Origin of the sequence: [Eubacterium] eligens ATCC 27750 (assembly GCF_000146185.1) — a bacterium.
Taxonomy (GTDB): Bacteria; Bacillota; Clostridia; order Lachnospirales; family Lachnospiraceae; genus Lachnospira; species Lachnospira eligens.
Genome location: NC_012778.1, coordinates 1,564,366 through 1,583,220, shown reverse-complemented (window position 1 = coordinate 1,583,220; position 18,855 = coordinate 1,564,366). Strand labels below are relative to the sequence as shown.

Here is an 18,855-nt window from a genome sequence, read left to right as displayed (position 1 = left end):
ATACGGAATGAAAGGTTCAGAATGTAAATTCGTAAAATACATGGAAGGCTCTGACAAGCGCTTTGTCATCCCGGTGTATCAGAGAAATTATGACTGGAAGACAGAAAACTGCAAGCAGCTGTACGATGACCTTGTAAAAATCATCAAGGGGCACCGGAAGAGTCACTTCTTTGGGAGCCTCGTTTCCGTTTACAATCCGGATGGCCACAATGAGGAGTTCCTGATTATCGACGGCCAGCAGCGTCTTACGACTGTATCGCTGTTATTTCTTGCCATGTATAACCTGATTGATAATGGTGTCATTGTGCCGGAGACCGCTAATCTGAAGCAGCGGATTTTTGAGGAATACCTTGTGGATAAGTGGAAGCCGGAGGATACTCGTATCAAACTCAAACCGGTAAAGAATGACCAGACCGCCTTTGGAAAGCTGTTCTCAGATCCGACTGAGCATATCCGCGAGTCAAATCTGACCGTGAACTACGATTATTTCTATGACCGGATTCAGAAGCAGGAAATCACCATCGACCAGCTTTATGATGCGATTTGCTGTTTGGAGATTATAAATATCCGTCTGGATATGGATGACAATCCACAGCTCATTTTCGAGAGCCTGAACTCGACCGGCCTTGACCTCAGCGAGGGCGACAAGATCAGGAACTTCATTTTGATGGGCTTACCGTCCAAGGAGCAAGAGGCCTACTACGAGAAATACTGGAATAAGATCGAGGTTTGCACGAAGTATGATGTAAGTGCCTTCATCCGAGATTACCTGAGTGTAAAGCAGCAGGCAATCCCGCAGCAGAAGAAAATCTACATCAATTTTAAGGACTTTGTGGAGCTTGGAAAAATCGAAACGGAACCACTCCTTGCCGAGATGCTGGCCTATGCAAAGCGGTACCAGATTCTCCTTGAGGGTAATTCTGGCAGTGCTACACTTGACGCTTGCATTGATCGACTGAACCGTTTGGAGACTACGGTAACAAGGCCGTACTTTCTCGAAGTGCTGCGCCTATATAATGAAAACAAACTGACTTTAACGCAGGTTACAGAGATTTTCCTGACGACAGAGAACTATCTGTTCCGCAGGACGATGTGTGATCTGCCGACAAATGCTCTGAATAAGATTTTCCTCATGCTACACAGGGAAATTGTCCGGTACGATAGCACCGAGGATGACTATGTCGAGAAGTTCAAGTATGCGCTTCTCTCAAAGAAGGAGCGTGCCCGCTTCCCAGACGATGTTGAGTTTAAGGTGGCATTTGAGGGGCGTCCAGTTTATCTGATGAACAGCAAGAATAAGATTTACATCCTTGAGCGTTTCGAGAATTTCGGCACATCGGAGGATAAGGATGTATATCGTCACTGTGATGACGGCACCTATTCCATTGAGCACATCATGCCTCAGCACCTTACGCCGATTTGGCAGAAGGAACTGGGAGATGACTATGAGCAGATACATGAAGTGTGGCTGCATCGTATGGCAAATCTTACACTGACGGCCTATAACTCGAAATACAGTAATAGCTCATTCACCGAAAAGAAAACCATGCAGAATGGTTTTGATGATAGTGGTATTCGCATGAATACTTGGATTGCCAAAAAGGAGAAATGGACACTGGCAGAACTAGAGGAACGCAGCGAACATCTCATGGGTCGGGCTCTTTCAATCTGGGCAGCACCTGTCACAGAATACAAACCGGAAGAAAAGCAGCTTGATACTTATACGCTTGAGGATGAGGACGAGCTGACCGGACGACTGATTGCAAAGTTCGCCTTTAAGAACACTGAACAGCCGGTAACGAGCTGGGTTGAGATGTTCCAAAAGGTTATTCAGATTCTGTATGCCGAGGACAAGGCTAATATCACAAAGCTGGCCATGTCGGAGGAGGAGAATATTGCTCTTCACTTCAACACTAATCCGGATGCATTCACGAAGTCAGTGGAAATTGGTGACGGCATCTATGTGTGGACAAATACAAGCACTCAGAGCAAACTGTCTGTCCTTAGTCGCCTCTTCAAACTGTACAATGAAGATCCTTCTGATTTGATTTTTTATCTACGTGATGAAAATGCGGCTAATGAGGATGAGCCGGGCAGCTGTTACGAGCTCCGGAGAAAATATTGGACATATGCGCTTCCGATTATCCAGAAAGTGCACGGTGAGGACGGTTCTTTCTCCAATGTTAATCCGTCAAGGGATAATTGGATTAATGGCTTCTTTGGTATAGGCGGATTCTATCTTTGCTGCGTAGCAAACTTTGATGCAGCGCGGGCAGAGGTCGTGTTTGGCAGAGGCAATAAGCAAGAAAACAAGGATGCCTTCGATAGCCTGTACACACATAAAGCGGAAATAGAATCAGCGTTGGGCGCAACGCTCCAGTGGAACCGTGGTGACGATATTAAATCGTCCAAGGTTTTCATTCAGCTGAATAACGTAAGCATTGAAAATGAGACCGACTGGCTCCAGATGGCGAACTTCCACGCTGATTGGACTAAGAAGTTTTATGATGTAATTGTGCCGTATATTCAACAAGCAGAATAACCAGGTCAAAATTTTGAAGATACATTGGCATTTCATAATGGACCTTATGACAAAGTAAGGAGGCACTTCATTTGGCAAAGAAAAAAGATGAGATAACCATCCGTTCCAGCGCAGCGGAATACCTGACCTATGTTGCCTCTGTAGGTGATCAGCAGGACAGCATAGAGATGCGCTATGAGGATGAAAATATATGGCTGACACAGAAAATGATGGCCACCTTGTATGATGTGGACGTTCGTACAATCAATGAGCATATCAAGAAGATTTATTCTGATTCAGAGCTTGAGGAAGATTCAACTATCCGGAATTTCCGGATAGTTCAAACCGAAGGTTCTCGTCAGGTCACACGCGATACCAAGCACTATAACCTTCAAATGATCATTGCCGTAGGCTTCAAGGTCAATTCCGAGCGTGCGGTGCAGTTCCGTAAATGGGTAAACCAGATCGCCAAGGACTACACCATCAAAGGCTGGGTGATGGATGATGAACGGCTGAAGCGAGGGACGTATCTGACAGAGAAGTATTTCGATGAGCAGTTAGAACGCATCCGTGAGATCCGTGCCAGCGAAAGAAAGTTCTATCAGAAGATCACCGACCTGTATGCGACAGCCATTGATTATGATAAAAATGCCGCAATGACGAGAAGATTTTATTCGACTGTCCAGAATAAAATGCATTACGCAGTGCATGGACATACAGCAGCTGAGCTGATTGTGGAAAGAGCTGATCATACAAAGGAGCATATGGGATTAACTACCTGGGAAGATGCGCCGGAAGGAAAGATCAAGAAGAGTGATGTTACGGTTGCGAAGAATTATTTGAGTCAGGATGAAATGAAGCAGCTGAATCGTATGGTGACAGCATACTTGGATTTTGCTGAAAACATGACCTTACGACATATCCCACTTACGATGCAGGACTGGGAAAAGAGACTCAACAGCTTCATCGAAATGTTTGATTATGGCATTTTACAGGACGCAGGCAAGGTGTCCGCAGAAATTGCAAAGCTTCATGCTGAGACGGAATTTGAAAAATACCGTGTCATCCAGGACAGATTGTTTATGTCTGACTTCGATAAATTCATGCTGGAATTAGAAGAAAACACAAAGAAATAAGGAACGGATACCGAGGCGAGACGGTGAAATCCGGCAACTCAACTCCCTGCGAGTGTATGGCCAATCAGAGGTCAGAGCGGATGGATTGTGTAGAAGTTGAGCGTTCTTCACTGTCTCAACTGTCGAGACAGTGGCAGGTGGCAACAGTGTAAACTTGCCTTGCATTATATAGGTAGAAAAGATCTTATACCGATTTGTTCCCGTAGACTTCAATGGTTAAGACCGTGATATGGATGTCAAATTTGCCACAGATTGCATCTGCTTGCATCTGTGAATGTGCGGTTTCAGAAGGTGTGGACATATTTCCGTTTTGTCAGGATATGTTTCCGCGAACGGGCACAATACCTGACATCAATCAGAAGGTATCGTGCCATGTGGAGACAGTAGTTCTTTTGTCCCAATTGAAACAAAAGCTGGATGATTACATTAATGTCACGATTGAACTTGATGATATGGATATAACATCTGCAGAGACTAAGGCTACATATGGAGAGGGCAATTGTGGAGGCATTGAAGCATTTTAAGATGAATAGTTAATAAAGAGAGGTGCATATGCTATGCCAGGTATACTCGTGGTTGAAGATGATGAAAATTTAAATCGTGGAATTACATTTTCACTGAAAAAATCCGGATATGAGGTTTTTTCAGCAGAATCAGTGAAAAAAGCAAAAAGAATTGCAAGTGATAATAATGTGGATGTTACCATTTGTGATGTGAATCTTCCGGATGGGAATGGACTGGAATTTGTAAGGTGGATGAGATGCAATTATAATACATACATTATCTGTCTTACAGCACTAGATCAGGAGATGGATCAGGTCATGGGATATGAAGCAGGGGCAGATGATTATATTACCAAGCCGTTTAGTCTTTCGGTACTTCTTTTGAAAATAGAAGCACATTTCCGTCGCAGACAGGAGAAAACGGAAGCCGGAAAGATGATTTCGGGAGATATCGTATTTATTGCAGAAGAAATGAAAGTCCTGATAAAGAGTCGTGAAATCAGTCTGACAAAAACGGAGTTGAAAATGCTGACTTTTTTTCTTCAGAATCCGAAACAGATTCTTTCAAGAACACAAATATTGGAAAATGTGTTTGATCTGGAAGGGGATTTTGTGGATGAAAATACAATCGCTGTCAATATCAGAAGACTCCGTGAGAAAATTGAAGACAATCCGGCTGCACCGGTCTATATAAAGAATATCAGAGGTCTTGGGTATATATGGAATCAGGAGGTAAGGCAGTGACAAAGAGATATCGCAAGAAGATTACAGTAGTGCTCTCCTTGGTGGTGCCTGTCATAGTATTGTTTGCAATATTAAATTGCTTTACCACATATGTGTTTTATGAAGATTATAAATATAAAATGAATCTTATGACAGAGATTGCTGCAAAGGAAGAATTTTCCGGGCTGGATGCTGTTTCGGAATTGCTTAAGGATAAGGATATTGAAACTAACGAACAGGGAAGGCGATTATTGGAGCAATATGGATACTGGGGGAATAAAGGGAATGCATTTTATTCGCAATTCCGGCATCAGGTTATGGTGACCGGTGCTGTAAGCACTGTGATATGCGTGCTTCTTTTGACTTTTTTACTTTATTGGAAGAAAAAAGAAGATGCGTGTCATCAGAAAATTTTAGACCAGTTGGAAGAAATTCTGATCAGATTCCGTGAAAATAAATTTGATGATTTACTGAAAACGGAAAATCATGCAGAACTGGAAAAATTGAATGACCAGCTTGAAGCAATCGGACATCATATTCAGTTGATAAAGGAAGAAGCAAGGGCAGAAAAGGAGAACACGAAAGAAATGGTTTCTGATATTTCTCACCAGTTAAAGACACCGGTTGCAGCTTTGGATACATGTTTTAGTGTGCTGATGCAGAATGACTTAAGTGCCACAGAACAGGAGGAGTTTCGTATCCGTTGTCGGAGTGCTCTGGATGGACTGGAGACATTATTGCAGTCGCTTCTTGAAATATCCAAGATGGAAACTGGACTGATTCAGATTAATAAGAAAAAACTTCCGCTTATGGATACTGTCATATCTGCTGTGAACCGCACTTATCCTAAAGCGGATGAAAAAGAAATTGAATTCGTTTTTGACTATGAAAAAGAGCTGGAAACATGCATGGTTATGCAGGATAAAAGATGGCTTGGTGAAGCTGTAATTAACGTTTTAGATAATGCGGTCAAGTACAGTCCGGGTGGTTCAAAAATATTTATCCGGTTACAAAAAAGAAACGATCTTGTAAGAATGGAAATTGAGGATCAGGGAATCGGTGTTCCGCAGAATGAGTATCACAAAATTTTTCAACGATTTTACAGAGGAAGTTCCCGGGAGGTCATGGAAAAGAGTGGTACAGGAATCGGACTTTTTCTATCGAGAGAAATTATCGAAAAACACGGAGGTACAATCACGGTAACCTCTGGCAAAAAGAAAAAAGGAAGCACGTTTGTGATTCAATTACCATATGTTAGTTAAATTTTAAATGAGCAGAAATCTTACAATTCTGTAAGACTTCTGCTCGTTTTTTGAAAGTGAAATGAAAGATTGTCCTGATACAATTTGGATGAAGAATGAAAAGGAGGCAACACATGAGTGTGATATTAGAAACCAAGCAGCTTTGTAAGTTTTATGGTGCAGGTGAGAATCAGGTCAAAGCGGTTAATCAGGTGGATATTCAGATTGAGCAGGGAGAATTTGTCGCAATTGTTGGAAAGTCAGGTTCCGGTAAAAGTACATTACTTCATATGCTTGGAGGGCTTGACATCCCGACAAAAGGCAGTGTTACTTTAGCAGGGAAAGATTTATACAGGATGAAGGAAGATGCCCTTGCTGTTTTCCGCAGAAGAAAAATCGGATTTGTTTTTCAGGCATTTAATCTGGTTTCATCTGTTAATGTCTGGGAAAATATTGTACTGCCACTGGGGCTGGATGGAAGAAAAGTGGATGAAGCGTATGTAAATGATATTATTGCAACACTGGGGATTGAAAACCGGATTTATAATCTGCCAAATCAGTTATCCGGAGGACAGCAGCAGAGAGTAGCAATTGCAAGAGCACTGGTGAATCGTCCGGAAATTATATTTGCAGATGAGCCGACAGGAAATCTTGATTCTAAGACCAGTGATGAGGTAATCGCCCTGCTTAAGATGACAGCAAAAAAATATGGACAGACAATTGTAATGATTACCCATGATGACGAAATTGCACAGGTCGCTGACCGTATTCTGGTAATTGAGGACGGACAGGTGGTGGATTTCAGATGAAAACAATAAGCAGGATTGCATATAGCAATGATAAAAAGAACAAGACAAGAAGTATTCTGATTATGATGTCCATATGTCTGACTACGATGCTGCTTATGATTATCAGTACTGTGGGAAATGGAATGATTCGTTTACAGAAAAGTCAGGCGGCAAGCTCATATGGAAGCAATTATGGTCTGTTTGTCGCAGCAGACGGATCGCAGTTAAAAGAAGTAAACCGCCGTGCGGAAATAGATGCTACAGGCACTATGTGCACCGAAGGTATCATAAAAGGCAACGAAAACGGTGGTTTTGTCTGCATGGATGAGACTGCAAGAAAAATGCTTCCCTATAACAAGGAATATGAGTTAAAGGAAGGAAAGTATCCGGGTGGAACGCAGGAAATTGCCGCAGGAAGAGCATTTTTTAGTGAAATGGGATATGATGATGTAAAGGTCGGAGATACGGTTACACTGGATTACCGCGCAGGGATGCAGTCAGAATATAAGCCGGAGGAATTTGTTGTCAGCGGAATCCTATATGACCGGGATGAGTATACCATCGAGGCATCTTATGTTGCTTTCGGGTCACAGGAGTTTTATGATGAGCACGTAGCAGAGAATGACAGACAGTATAATATTTATTTTACTTTAAATAATTCTGCAAATGTATCTATGAATAATATTGATTCGGTTATAAAGCAGATTGCAGCAGCTTGTGGGATCGAAGAAAAAAACGTTATAGTCAATGATCTCTATTTGCAATGGGTCTTGCAGCCGAGTTATGAAACGATTGCGGTATGCGGGGTTTTGATTCTTGCAATTGTACTTTTCTCTGTTGTGGTCATTTATAATATTTTTCAGGTCGGTATTGCCAACAAGATACAGGAGTATGGAAAAATCAAGGCTCTGGGAGCGACAAAAAAGCAGATGAAACAACTGATCTTCAGAGAGGGCATTTTTTTGACATTTTTTTCAATACCAGTTGGATTGCTTTTTGGCTTTCTGATTGCAAAATGTGGTTTTAACTGGCTGGTAGAACAGGGGAACCTTGTATCAACCCAAACTGGCTCTATGGGAGTTCAAAATCAGCAGGTGCCTCTGTTTTCCCTGCCTGTTATGCTTCTCTGTATTTTCGTATCATTTCTTACCGTTGCTTTGGCACTGCGTAAACCAATGAAAATTGTTTCACGGATTTCACCTATCGAAGCAACACGGTATTTAGAAAATGCAGAAACACAAAAAAAAGCAAAACGAAATGGCAGAAAAAATGTCACCGTGTTTTCTATGGCAATGGCAAATGTAACGGGTAATCCAAAAAGAACCATTGGTACTATCCTCACAATGGGTTTTTCTTGCGTATTGTTTGTGATTATCTCTAATTATGTGGGAAATATTGACACGGAGCATGAAGCACGTCTTTCCGTTAATCATGGACAATTTGAACTGCAGCTTGACTATACTGCTGAGTATGATGAAAGATATCCGGAGAATAATCTGGATACGATTCTGACGGATGATCCATTGAATGATTCGCTGATTGAAGAAATCAAAAGCATTCCGGGAGTAACAGATGTCATGACGAGAGAGATTGTCTCTGTAAATCTGAACGGAACAAGATTTCCGGCTGATATTGTGAGTAAAAATGATTTTGATTTTATGCGCCAGGACGGGGATATTGGCTCTATGGACTATGATCAGGCGGTAAAGAATGGTGATATTTTCTTTGGCTGGTCAACGTGGATGGAACAAGATGGATATGCTCCGGGTGAATCCATTGCATTTGACTTTGAGAATGGAAGTGGAACCTATACCTATCAGGGAAAGATTGCAGGATCTTTTGTAAGTGCGGACACTTATCTTGTCATTCCGGAAGGTGTATATCATTCCATGAATCCGAGAGGAACAGCCTATGGCTATCTGTGGGTGGACTGTGATAAAAAAGATGTGGCATCTGTAGAACAAAGTCTGAATACTTTGATTTCTAATACTTCGCATATAAAAATGGATACTTATCATGCGCAGTTACAATCTGCCGAATTTGCAAGCAGCATGATGAAGCTTGGCTGTTATCTGTTTATGGCTATTGTAGGACTCATCGGGTTTATGAATATGGCGAATACCATGATCATGAATATTACGACAAAAAAGCATGAATATGGTATATTACAGGCTGTGGGTATGACAAATAAACAATTAAATTTATGTCTGCAGTTACAGGGACTGATTTTTACGGTTGGTACCATATGCGTAGCTTTGATCATTGGTCTGCCGCTCGGCTATGCACTTTTTTCCTATGCAAAACATAATGGAATATTTGGAATGAATATCTATCATGTTCCAATCGTACCAATTTTTATTATGATTTTTTTGGTCGGTCTGTTGCAGATTGTACTTTCCCTCGTTTTAAGCAGTAATCTGAAAAAGGAAACGCTGGTTGAAAGAATAAGGTATCAGGGATAGCAAGTAATATGTAATGAACTTAAACACTGTTCAATTGAGCAATCATAGAAGTTAAAATAGAAGATGATACAGTATGGCTGACACAACAGCAGATGTCAGAGTTATTCCAAACTTCTCGAACAAATGTAGTAGAACATATTAAGCATATTTATGAGGAGGGTGAATTAGACGAAATTTCAACCTGTCGGAATTTCCGACAGGTTCGAAAAGAAGGAAATCGTGAGGTGACAAGGCAGATTACAAAGCCGCTTATTCTTATTGATTTTAAGAGTAGGCGGCTTTTTTGCGTTCTCTGGTACTGTTTACATAGCCACCTTGACAAAGTGGATAAATCTATGCAAAAGGGATAAGGCTTTAGCATATTTTGAAGGAGGGTATCGCAGTGGCTATGATGGGCAAAAAAGAAAAAATGAGGAATCTTTTAATCATTTTAAGTGCATAACCCGTTATTATATATATACAGATATTCAATGGAAAGGAGTCTGATGCGTGTTGAGTGATGACGAATTAGTGGAACAGATTCTACTTGGAAAGGAAAATGTAGCAGAAGAATTGATAAAACGCTATTATACATCTATTTTACGTTACTGTAGGTGGCATTGCTCCAATCTGGAAAAAGCAGAAGACCTGACTCAGGAAACATTTTTGCAGTTGTTTAAGAATTTATCCGGATATAAAGGGAAAAAGAAATTTAAGGCTTATCTATACACGATTGCAAATCATTTATGTATTGATGAAAGTAGGAAGGTTGAGTTTTATCCATTAGAAGATGAAGAAAATATAGCGCATGAGTATAACGACATAGTTCGGCTAGAGGATAGGGCAGAGATAAGCTATTTTTTGAATTTTTTATCATCAGAACAAAGGGAAGCAGTCATTCTACGCTTTGGAGAACAACTTAGTTTTGGAGAGATTGCAAAAGTGATGGGATGCAATATGCGAACAGCACAAAGCAGGGTTCGTAATGCTTTAAAAATTATGAGAAAGGAGCAGGAAAATGAAAGATAAAAATTTGAAGGGCTATTTACAGCAATCTTTAGGAGAGGAAGTACAACCTAAAAGATTAGAGGAAACGATTAAGCTTTGCACTGAAATTGTACGAGAACAGGAAGTGACTAGGGCAGAACCGAGGACAGGTTTCTTTCACTATCTTTCAGATGTATTTCGCTTTGAAGGTATTCCAATATTTGGTTTGCAGGCAGTAACGTTATTTATAGTTTGTTTAACAATTGCAAGCATTGCAGACGTGCCAAAGAATATACCAATTTTTATGCCGCTGTTTGTATTGGCTATCATGCCAGCAATTTTTAAAAGCCAGTATTATGGGATGAGTGAGATTGAAGCGGTAACAAGAGCTTCTGGTGCCCAAATCACATTAGCAAAGCTGGTTTTGGCTGGGGCTGCTAATTTGGTGTGTATAACAATTCTTTTGTGTATGGAAGTTTATTTTCAAAATTCTTATAAAGAGATTGGACAGATGGTTCTATACTGCCTGGTTCCGTACTTAGTGTGTATGGTTGCGTTGCTACGTTTGATCCGTTTGCAAAAGAAACAGAGTTTACAGATATGTGCGATTGTAATGCTGGGTTCCTGCATTTGTTGGGGGATGTCAGCAAGAATATTGCCATGGTTATATGAAACATCAGCAGTGTGGGTGTGGATTGTTACATTTTTGATTTTTGCTATGTTCTTTATAAATGAAATTCATTATATTGCAGAGATGAGAAAGGAAGGAAAAATGTATGGAATTGTCGCTTGATCGTTTAACAAAACAGTATGGCAGGAAAATAGCGGTAGATTGTGTTAGTGCAACCTTAAAGCCGGGAGTATATGGTCTTTTGGGGGCTAACGGTGCAGGTAAAACAACATTGATGCGTATGCTATGTGCTATTTTGGAGTCAACCTCAGGGGAGGTATTGCTGGATGGAAAAGAAGTAACTTCGATGGGGGCAGATTACCGGAATGTGTTGGGTTATTTACCACAGGATTTTGGATATTATCCAAATTATACTGCGATGGAGTTCTTAATGTATATTGCAGCACTGAAAGGAATACCGAAGAATGTTGCAAAAAAACGTGCGACTGAATTGTTGGAAGTAGTTGATTTAAGCCTTGTGGCAAACAAAAAAGTAAAAACTTTTTCCGGTGGTATGAAACAAAGAGTAGGAATTGCACAGGCGTTACTTAATAATCCAAAAATTTTGATTTTGGATGAGCCGACTGCGGGACTTGATCCGAAAGAGCGTGTCCGTTTTCGTAATCTGCTCTCAGAGTATGCAGGTGATAAAATTGTAATTCTTTCCACACATATTGTATCGGATATAGAAGCAATAGCAGATGAAGTGCTATTGATGAAAAAAGGAAAATTTATATTGCAGGGTACGGTTCCTGAGTTGATTCACAAGGCAAATGGTAAGGTTTGGGAGCTTTCTGTTTCTCCACAAGAAGCTAGACAATGGCAGACAAAAGCAACGGTTGCTAATTTACGGCACGAAGGAAAAGAAATTATATTGCGTATTATTTCAGACAATATGCCCAGTGAGCGAGCGGTTCCTTGTGAAGCTACATTGGAAGATCTTTATTTATTTTATTTTCCCACAGAGGAAGGAGTGAAATAGAATGGAACTATTTTGGTTAGAGCATAAAAAGTTATGGCGAAAGAAAATTGTTAAAATATGTGTGTTTTTGTGTTTTGTTTATTATGTAATTTTTGGAAGCATACTTTTGTTTCAATGGTTCGGTTTTGGCAGTTCAGATGACTATACAAGTGCTTTTGGCAATAATTTTGATGGATATACAGTAATAAAGGATAGTCAGGGATATGCACTTTCATTTGGTGGAGAATTGACTGATGAAACCTTGCAGCAAATAGTAAGTGATTATCAGCAAATGGAAGCTGACGGTATGGAGGAAGAACTGGAAAAGACAGACTGGCAGATAGTTAATAGTTGGCTCGGAACATTGTATCCGGAGCTTCGAGATACCAGTAATTATAAAACGATGATAAGCTATGTTGATCCGGATAAGTTAACAGGTTTCTATGAAAGAAGACAGCAGGTGCTTGATGAGTTTTTGGATGTCAGTGGTCAGGTAGGAGCTGAAAAAGAGTTTTTACATCAGATAGAGAGAAAGGTAGAAAAACCATTTCATTATGAGTGGGTAGAAGGATGGTCAACGCTTCTTGGTAGTACGGTTGCGGATCTGGGAGTTGTGATGGCTTTGTTTCTCGGTATTGTTTTATCCTCTTTATTTGCTGGCGAATGGCATGATAATACAAGTGCATTAGTATTGACGACTCGAAATGGTTGGGGGAAAATCGCTCTTGCCAAAATTCTTACTGGTTTAGCGTTTACAGTGGAGTTATTTGCATTACTTGCTGTTTCAAGTGTTATATCACAGTTGTTTTTTATGGGAACTGCTGGATGGGATATGCCGATTCAGAATATCAAGCTGATTGCTGTTGCACCTATGAATATGCTGCAGGCAGAAATTTATGAATATGCTTTTGTACTGCTTGGAGCAATAGGTTTTGCCGGAATTGTTATGTTTATATCAGCGGCTGTAAAAAATAATGTACTTACCTTACTGCTTAGTCTGGCTGTTGTATATGGACCAATGATGATTGCAGAATATCTTCCTTATGGAATGCAAAAAGCATTGGATTTAATACCATTGGTAGGAAGTTCAACAGATATTTTCAGAACTAATACTTTTCGTATTTTTGGCAAGCTTATCTGGTCACCATATCTACTTATTACAATTCCTGTCTTGATTGGTATTCTATGTATGCCATTCGCTATAAAGAGCTGGTCAAGAAGGATGAAGGCATAAATAACAGATTGACGGAGATACCACCAAATTACAGACTGGCTTCCTGTATAATTCAAAGTGTAGGAAAAATAAAAAATTATATTTCATCAACGTTTCATAAAAGATGTGTAGAATGATATTAAAAGTAGCTATAAAATGCTATTGTGAAAAAAATAAAGGAGGAATAATTTATGAAAAAATGCTTGTCCAGTAGATGCAATTAGTTATGGAGTAAGAAAATAGAAAGGAGTAGTTAGGAAAGTGATAAAAAATGCTATAGCATATATTACAAGAAAGAGAAATAGAACTTTAATAATTTTTATCATATTAACTATAGTTCTTTCTTGCTTGTATTCTTGTTTAACAATAATGAAATCAAGCGATGAAATAGAAAAGGCTTTATATGAAAGTTCTAATTCTTCAATATCAATAACAAAAAAAGATGGTAACTATTTTAATGTTAATGAATTTAAAGATATTGAAAAAATAAAAGAAATTGAAGAAAAAATAATTCAATATGATGGATTAGCAAAGCTAAAAGATGCTAAAGTAGTTAGCGGAGAACAAAGAATAAATAGAGAAGATTTATCTGACGAATTTAAGAATGTTGTTTCACTCGAAGCTACAAATAATACTAAAAGAAATATTTTATTTAGTAGTGGAGTATTTACAATTAAAGAAGGTAAAAATATAGGAGAAAATGATAAGGATTCAATTATTGTTCATGAAGAATTTGCTAAACAAAACAATCTAAAATTAGGTGATGAAGTTGATCTTGAATTACTAGATATTGAAAAAAGTGGAAAAATAAAAAGTCATAAATTTAAAATTATAGGGATCTTTTCTGGTAAAAAACATGAAACATATACAGGGCTATCTTCGGATTTTAGTGAAAATATGGTGTTTGTAGATTATTCAACAAGCCAGGAGATATTAAATAAATCAGAAAATAATAAAATCGCAAATAAAATTTTAATGTATTCTGGTAGTGCAGAATCTACAGACTTAGCCTTAAACAAATTGAAAGAGCTTAAAATTGATGAGTCAAAGTATTTTGTTGAAAAAGATTCTAATGCGTTTGAAGAGTCTTTGGAGTCAGTGAGTGGAATAAAACACATAATAAAAATAATGACTTATTCTATTATGTTAGGTGGGATGGTTGTTCTTTCATTAATCTTGATTCTATGGTTAAGAGAAAGAATTTATGAAATAGGTATATTTTTATCTATTGGAACATCTAAGATACATATTATAATGCAATTTATATTCGAGTTATTATTCATATCGATACCAAGTATAATATCTTCCTTATTTTTAGGAAATGTATTACTAAAAGTAATTGCAGGTGGAATCGTTAACTCAGAGGACTCAATGATTTCTGGTGGAAGTTTAATAAATGATAGTTTTATGTTAAATATTACAACACTTGGACAAAGTTATTTAATATTAATAAGTATTATTGTTTTATCAGTTGTATTTGCTTCTTCATTAATATTAATCAAGAAGCCTAAAGAAATATTATCAAAAATAAGTTAGGAGAAAATGATGGAAATATTAGAAATAAAGAATGTATCATATAGTTATGCCAATTCTAAAGAAAAAGTTTTGTCAGGAGTAAATCAAAAATTTGAACTTGGGAAGTTTTATGCGATAGTAGGAAAGTCAGGAGCAGGAAAATCTACACTTCTTTCCTTACTTGCTGGACTCGATAAACCTCAAACAGGACAAATATTGTTTAAGAATGAAGATATACAAAAGAAAGGATATAGTAATCATAGAAAAAATAATATATCTTTAGTGTTTCAAAACTATAATTTAATAGATTATTTATCGCCGATTGAAAATATTAGATTAGTGAATAAATCAGCAGATGAAAGTATCTTGTTTGAACTAGGCTTAGATAAAAAACAAATAAAAAGAAATGTTATGAAATTATCTGGTGGACAGCAGCAAAGAGTAGCTATTGCCAGAGCATTGGTATCAGATGCTCCAATAATACTGGCTGATGAGCCTACTGGTAATCTGGATAGTGTTACTGCCGGAGAAATAATTAATATATTAAAGACATTAGCTAAAGAAAGGAATAAATGTGTAATAGTTGTAACACATAGTAAGGAAGCAGCAGATTCTGCGGATATCATTTTAGAACTAAGTGGTAAAAAGTTAAAAAAAGTAAATAAAATGAATTTGGAGGTTGAATAATGATAAAAAATGCATTTGCTTATATAACTAGAAAAAGCTTAAAATCAATAATTATTATGTTAGTTATTTTGGCTATGTCAACTTTAAGTCTTATAAGTTTATCTATTAAAGATGCTACGGACAGAGCTTCAAAAGAAACATTTGCTAATATAACAAATAGTTTTTCTATGGAGATAAATAGACAAGTAAATCCAGGAACACCTAGAGGTGGAGGAAATGTAAAAGGTGAAGATATTAAAAAGATAGCTCAAACAGATAGCATAGACTCCTATGTAAAAAGAATAAACAGTGTTGCAGATTTAGTTGATTATGATATTATTGAAACTCAAGAGACTCTTGCGAATCAATCACCTAAAAGAGCGAAGAATTTCAAAAGAACAGTTATGTTAACCGGAGTTAACGACTCATCAAAAGAAACAAAATTTGTATCAGGAGCATATAAATTAGTAGAAGGAAAGCATTTAGAAAATGAAGATAAAAATAAAATCTTAATGCATAAAGATTTAGCTGAAAAAAATAATCTTAAAGTTGGAGATAAGATAAAAATAAAATCTAATTTATTTGATGCTGATAATGAGAAAGGTGCAAATGAAACAGTAGAAGTAGAAATTAAAGGTCTATTCGATGGGCATAATAGCGGTGGAGTAAGTGCAGCACAGGAACTATACGAAAATACATTAATCACTGATGTTCATACAGCTGCTAAAGTTTATGGTAATACAGAAGATACAGCTGTATACCAGGATGCAACATTCTTTGTAAAAGGTGATAAGAATCTTGATAGTGTAATAAAAGAGATTGAGAAATTAGATATAAATTGGAGAGAATATAATTTGATTAAAAGTTCATCAAATTATCCTGCATTACAACAATCTATATCAGGTATCTACTCAATTTCAAATAAATTATTTGCTGGCTCATTAATATTTGCAGGAGTTGTAGTTTCATTATTATTATTATTATGGATGAATGCCAGAAAGAAGGAAATAGCAGTATTACTATCATTAGGTATATCAAAATTAGAAATTTTTGGTCAATTCCTGATTGAGATGGTATTTATATCAATCCCCGCATATGTTGGCTCTTATTTCTTAGCTAGGTATACAGCTGAAAAGCTTGGGAATAATATATTGAATAAGGTTACTGGTGATATAGCTAAACAAATTGCCAGACAATCTGCATCTAGCCAATTAGGTGGTGGGGCAGAAGCTGAAGGATTTAACAAGACATTATCAAGTTTAGATATAAATGTATTACCTAAATTCATATTTTATGTAGTTATATTTATGAGTTTAGTACTTCTTGTATCTTTGATTATTTCTTCATTCAATATATTAAGAAGGAATCCAAAAGAATTATTAATTGACAATAAATAAAATTTTTGGTGCTTTTTAGCACCAAAAATTTTTTTGCTTTTAAATATCCAATAATATGCTGTACAATATAAGCGAATAGGCTTAAGTGGAGGTATACATGAAAATATTAACTGTTGAAGATGATAATATGATAAGAGAGGGATTAAGTGAATATCTTTCAGAATTTGGATATACTGTTATTCAAGCTAAAGATGGAAGAGAAGCCTTGTCAGAATTTAATAGCGATATAAATCTGGTTATCTTAGACATACAGATACCTTTTATAAATGGTTTAGAAGTATTGAAAGAAATTAGAAAGAAAAGCAATTTACCAATTCTAATCCTGACTGCATTTAGTGATGAAGAATATAAAATTGATGCGTTTACTAATCTGGCAGATGGATATATAGAAAAGCCATTTTCATTGCCTGTCTTAAAGGCTAGAATAGATTCTTTAATTAAGAAGAATTATGGACATTTAGAGAAGTTTGAATATAAGGATCTATCGGTTAATTTTAATAGCTATACAGCTAAAATAAATGGTGAAGAAATAGATGTAAATGCAAAAGAACTAGAAGTATTAAAATGTTTATTGGATAATAATGGACAAGTGTTAACAAGAATGCAAATTATTGATTATGTATGGAAAGATAGCGAAGAAACTCCTTATGATCGAGTAATAGATGTATATATAAAAGAACTTAGAAAAAAATTACAATTAGACTGTATAACTACTATAAGAAATGTAGGATATAAATTGGAGAGAAAATGAAAAAATTAAAGATATTTCCCAAAATGTTCATACAAATATTTTCTGTTCTTGGAATAATAATTATATTAGTTCATTCATTAGTTTTTTTTATCTTTCCTAAAACATATTTGGAGACGAGAAAAGAAAAGATTTATAATATTGCAAATGAAATTTCTAGTAATATGAATGGAAAAGAAATAAAATATATAGAACAAACTTTGGAACTTTATTCTAAAAGTAGTGAAATAAAAGCATTTATAAAAGAAGAGAATAATAAGAATGAAATACAAATCAAAGATAATATAAATGTTAATTTAGAAAGTGATAGTAATTCTCTGATAATTGAAGAAAGAGAAATCAAGCTTAATGATGGTAAAAAAATAAATCTACAATTTGTTTCTACAGCTGATATGCAAAGAGATGCGAAAGATTTAAGCCTTAAATTTTTACCATATTCATTATTAATATCAATTTTATTTTCTGCTATTATTTCTTTAATTTATGCAAAATCAATAAAAAATAATTTACAAGAAATAAAAATTGTTACTGATAAAATGATGAAACTGGATAAAAAAACGCGTTTAAAAGTTAGCTCTAATGATGAGGTTGGAGAATTAAAACAACAAATTAATGATTTGTATTCTACTTTATTAAGAACAATTGACGATTTGGAATTTAAAAATAAAGAAATTTTAAAATTAGAAAAGTTAAAATATGACTTTTTTAAAGGTGCATCCCATGAACTTAAAACTCCTCTTGCTAGTCTTAAAATAATACTGGAAAACATGAAATACAATATTGGAAAATATAAAGAGAGAGATATTTATATTAATGAATGTATTGAAATCGTTGATAGTTTAACAAAAAATATTTCTCAAATATTATCAGTTCATTCTATAGAAAATTTGAATAATGATGAAGAATATTTGAAAATAAATGATACATTAGAAGACATATTAAAAAAGTATGAAATATTAGCAAATCAAAAGAAAATAACTGTCAATAATTATATATTAGATGAGAATATTTATATAGGAAAAACAGCTTTAAAGATTATTCTATCTAATTTGATTAGTAATGCGGTAAAATATACTGATGTAAATGGGGTAATTAATATTGGGATAGTTAATGATTGGTTATATATAGAGAATACATACGGTAACAATAAAATTTCGAATATGGATAAAATATTTGATGTTAAATTTGATTTAAACAAGGAAAATAGTAATGGATTAGGTTTATATATTGTAAGTAATATTCTGAATAATTACAATATGGAATATAAAGCATTGCAGGATGAAGAATTTTTTATCTTTAAAATTAAAATATTTTCTTAAACAACATATAATTTTGCAATACTTAT

16 protein-coding genes are annotated in these 18,855 nt (G+C 36.2%); all 16 read left to right on the top strand.

The features are described 5' to 3' along the window. Positions 1-7 precede the first annotated feature (7 nt). The 16 genes from EUBELI_RS07380 (at position 8) to EUBELI_RS07305 (ending at position 18,829) form a co-directional block, all read left to right on the top strand. Complete coding sequence (locus EUBELI_RS07380; protein ID WP_012739754.1) at positions 8-2,542, top strand: DUF4268 domain-containing protein; 2,535 nt, start codon at positions 8-10, stop codon at positions 2,540-2,542. Positions 2,543-2,613: 71 nt separating this feature from the next. After that, positions 2,614-3,657, top strand: coding sequence for a virulence RhuM family protein (locus tag EUBELI_RS07375; RefSeq protein WP_012739753.1), 1,044 nt, complete (start codon positions 2,614-2,616; stop codon positions 3,655-3,657). Positions 3,658-4,031: 374 nt separating this feature from the next. Further along, complete coding sequence (locus EUBELI_RS14365) at positions 4,032-4,181, top strand: hypothetical protein (RefSeq protein ID WP_165437539.1); 150 nt, start codon at positions 4,032-4,034, stop codon at positions 4,179-4,181. 33 nt (positions 4,182-4,214) lie between these two features. Continuing rightward, on the top strand, positions 4,215-4,904 hold the full coding sequence (locus EUBELI_RS07365) for a response regulator transcription factor (protein ID WP_012739750.1): 690 nt from the start codon (positions 4,215-4,217) through the stop codon (positions 4,902-4,904). After that, positions 4,880-6,145 (top strand): sensor histidine kinase, encoded by a 1,266-nt coding sequence (locus EUBELI_RS07360; protein WP_012739749.1) that lies wholly within the window; start codon positions 4,880-4,882, stop codon positions 6,143-6,145. The genes EUBELI_RS07365 and EUBELI_RS07360 overlap by 25 nt, the downstream gene beginning before the upstream one ends. A gap of 113 nt (positions 6,146-6,258) precedes the next feature. Next, positions 6,259-6,933, top strand: coding sequence for an ABC transporter ATP-binding protein (locus tag EUBELI_RS07355; RefSeq protein WP_041688203.1), 675 nt, complete (start codon positions 6,259-6,261; stop codon positions 6,931-6,933). Then, positions 6,930-9,374, top strand: coding sequence for an ABC transporter permease (locus EUBELI_RS07350; RefSeq protein WP_012739747.1), 2,445 nt, complete (start codon positions 6,930-6,932; stop codon positions 9,372-9,374). Before EUBELI_RS07355 ends, EUBELI_RS07350 begins: the two co-directional genes overlap by 4 nt. 489 nt (positions 9,375-9,863) lie before the next feature. Next, on the top strand, positions 9,864-10,382 hold the full coding sequence (locus EUBELI_RS07345) for an RNA polymerase sigma factor (protein ID WP_012739745.1): 519 nt from the start codon (positions 9,864-9,866) through the stop codon (positions 10,380-10,382). Continuing rightward, positions 10,372-11,133 (top strand): hypothetical protein, encoded by a 762-nt coding sequence (locus EUBELI_RS07340; RefSeq protein WP_012739744.1) that lies wholly within the window; start codon positions 10,372-10,374, stop codon positions 11,131-11,133. Before EUBELI_RS07345 ends, EUBELI_RS07340 begins: the two co-directional genes overlap by 11 nt. Beyond that, positions 11,117-11,992, top strand: coding sequence for an ABC transporter ATP-binding protein (locus EUBELI_RS07335; RefSeq protein ID WP_012739743.1), 876 nt, complete (start codon positions 11,117-11,119; stop codon positions 11,990-11,992). Before EUBELI_RS07340 ends, EUBELI_RS07335 begins: the two co-directional genes overlap by 17 nt. Position 11,993: 1 nt before the next feature. Then, a complete protein-coding gene (locus EUBELI_RS07330) occupies positions 11,994-13,205 on the top strand; it encodes an ABC transporter permease subunit (protein WP_012739742.1) in 1,212 nt (403 codons plus the stop codon). Between the two features lie 240 nt (positions 13,206-13,445). After that, on the top strand, positions 13,446-14,720 hold the full coding sequence (locus tag EUBELI_RS07325) for an ABC transporter permease (protein ID WP_041688201.1): 1,275 nt from the start codon (positions 13,446-13,448) through the stop codon (positions 14,718-14,720). A 9-nt stretch (positions 14,721-14,729) separates the two neighbouring features. Next, positions 14,730-15,386, top strand: coding sequence for an ABC transporter ATP-binding protein (locus EUBELI_RS07320; RefSeq protein WP_041688199.1), 657 nt, complete (start codon positions 14,730-14,732; stop codon positions 15,384-15,386). After that, complete coding sequence (locus tag EUBELI_RS07315; RefSeq protein ID WP_012739739.1) at positions 15,386-16,762, top strand: ABC transporter permease; 1,377 nt, start codon at positions 15,386-15,388, stop codon at positions 16,760-16,762. Before EUBELI_RS07320 ends, EUBELI_RS07315 begins: the two co-directional genes overlap by 1 nt. A gap of 97 nt (positions 16,763-16,859) precedes the next feature. Then, positions 16,860-17,513 carry a response regulator transcription factor gene (locus EUBELI_RS07310; protein ID WP_012739738.1) on the top strand — a complete coding sequence of 218 codons (654 nt, stop codon included), beginning with the start codon at positions 16,860-16,862 and terminating at the stop codon, positions 17,511-17,513. Further along, positions 17,510-18,829 carry a sensor histidine kinase gene (locus EUBELI_RS07305; protein WP_012739737.1) on the top strand — a complete coding sequence of 440 codons (1,320 nt, stop codon included), beginning with the start codon at positions 17,510-17,512 and terminating at the stop codon, positions 18,827-18,829. The genes EUBELI_RS07310 and EUBELI_RS07305 overlap by 4 nt, the downstream gene beginning before the upstream one ends. The last annotated feature ends 26 nt before the right edge of the window (positions 18,830-18,855 follow it).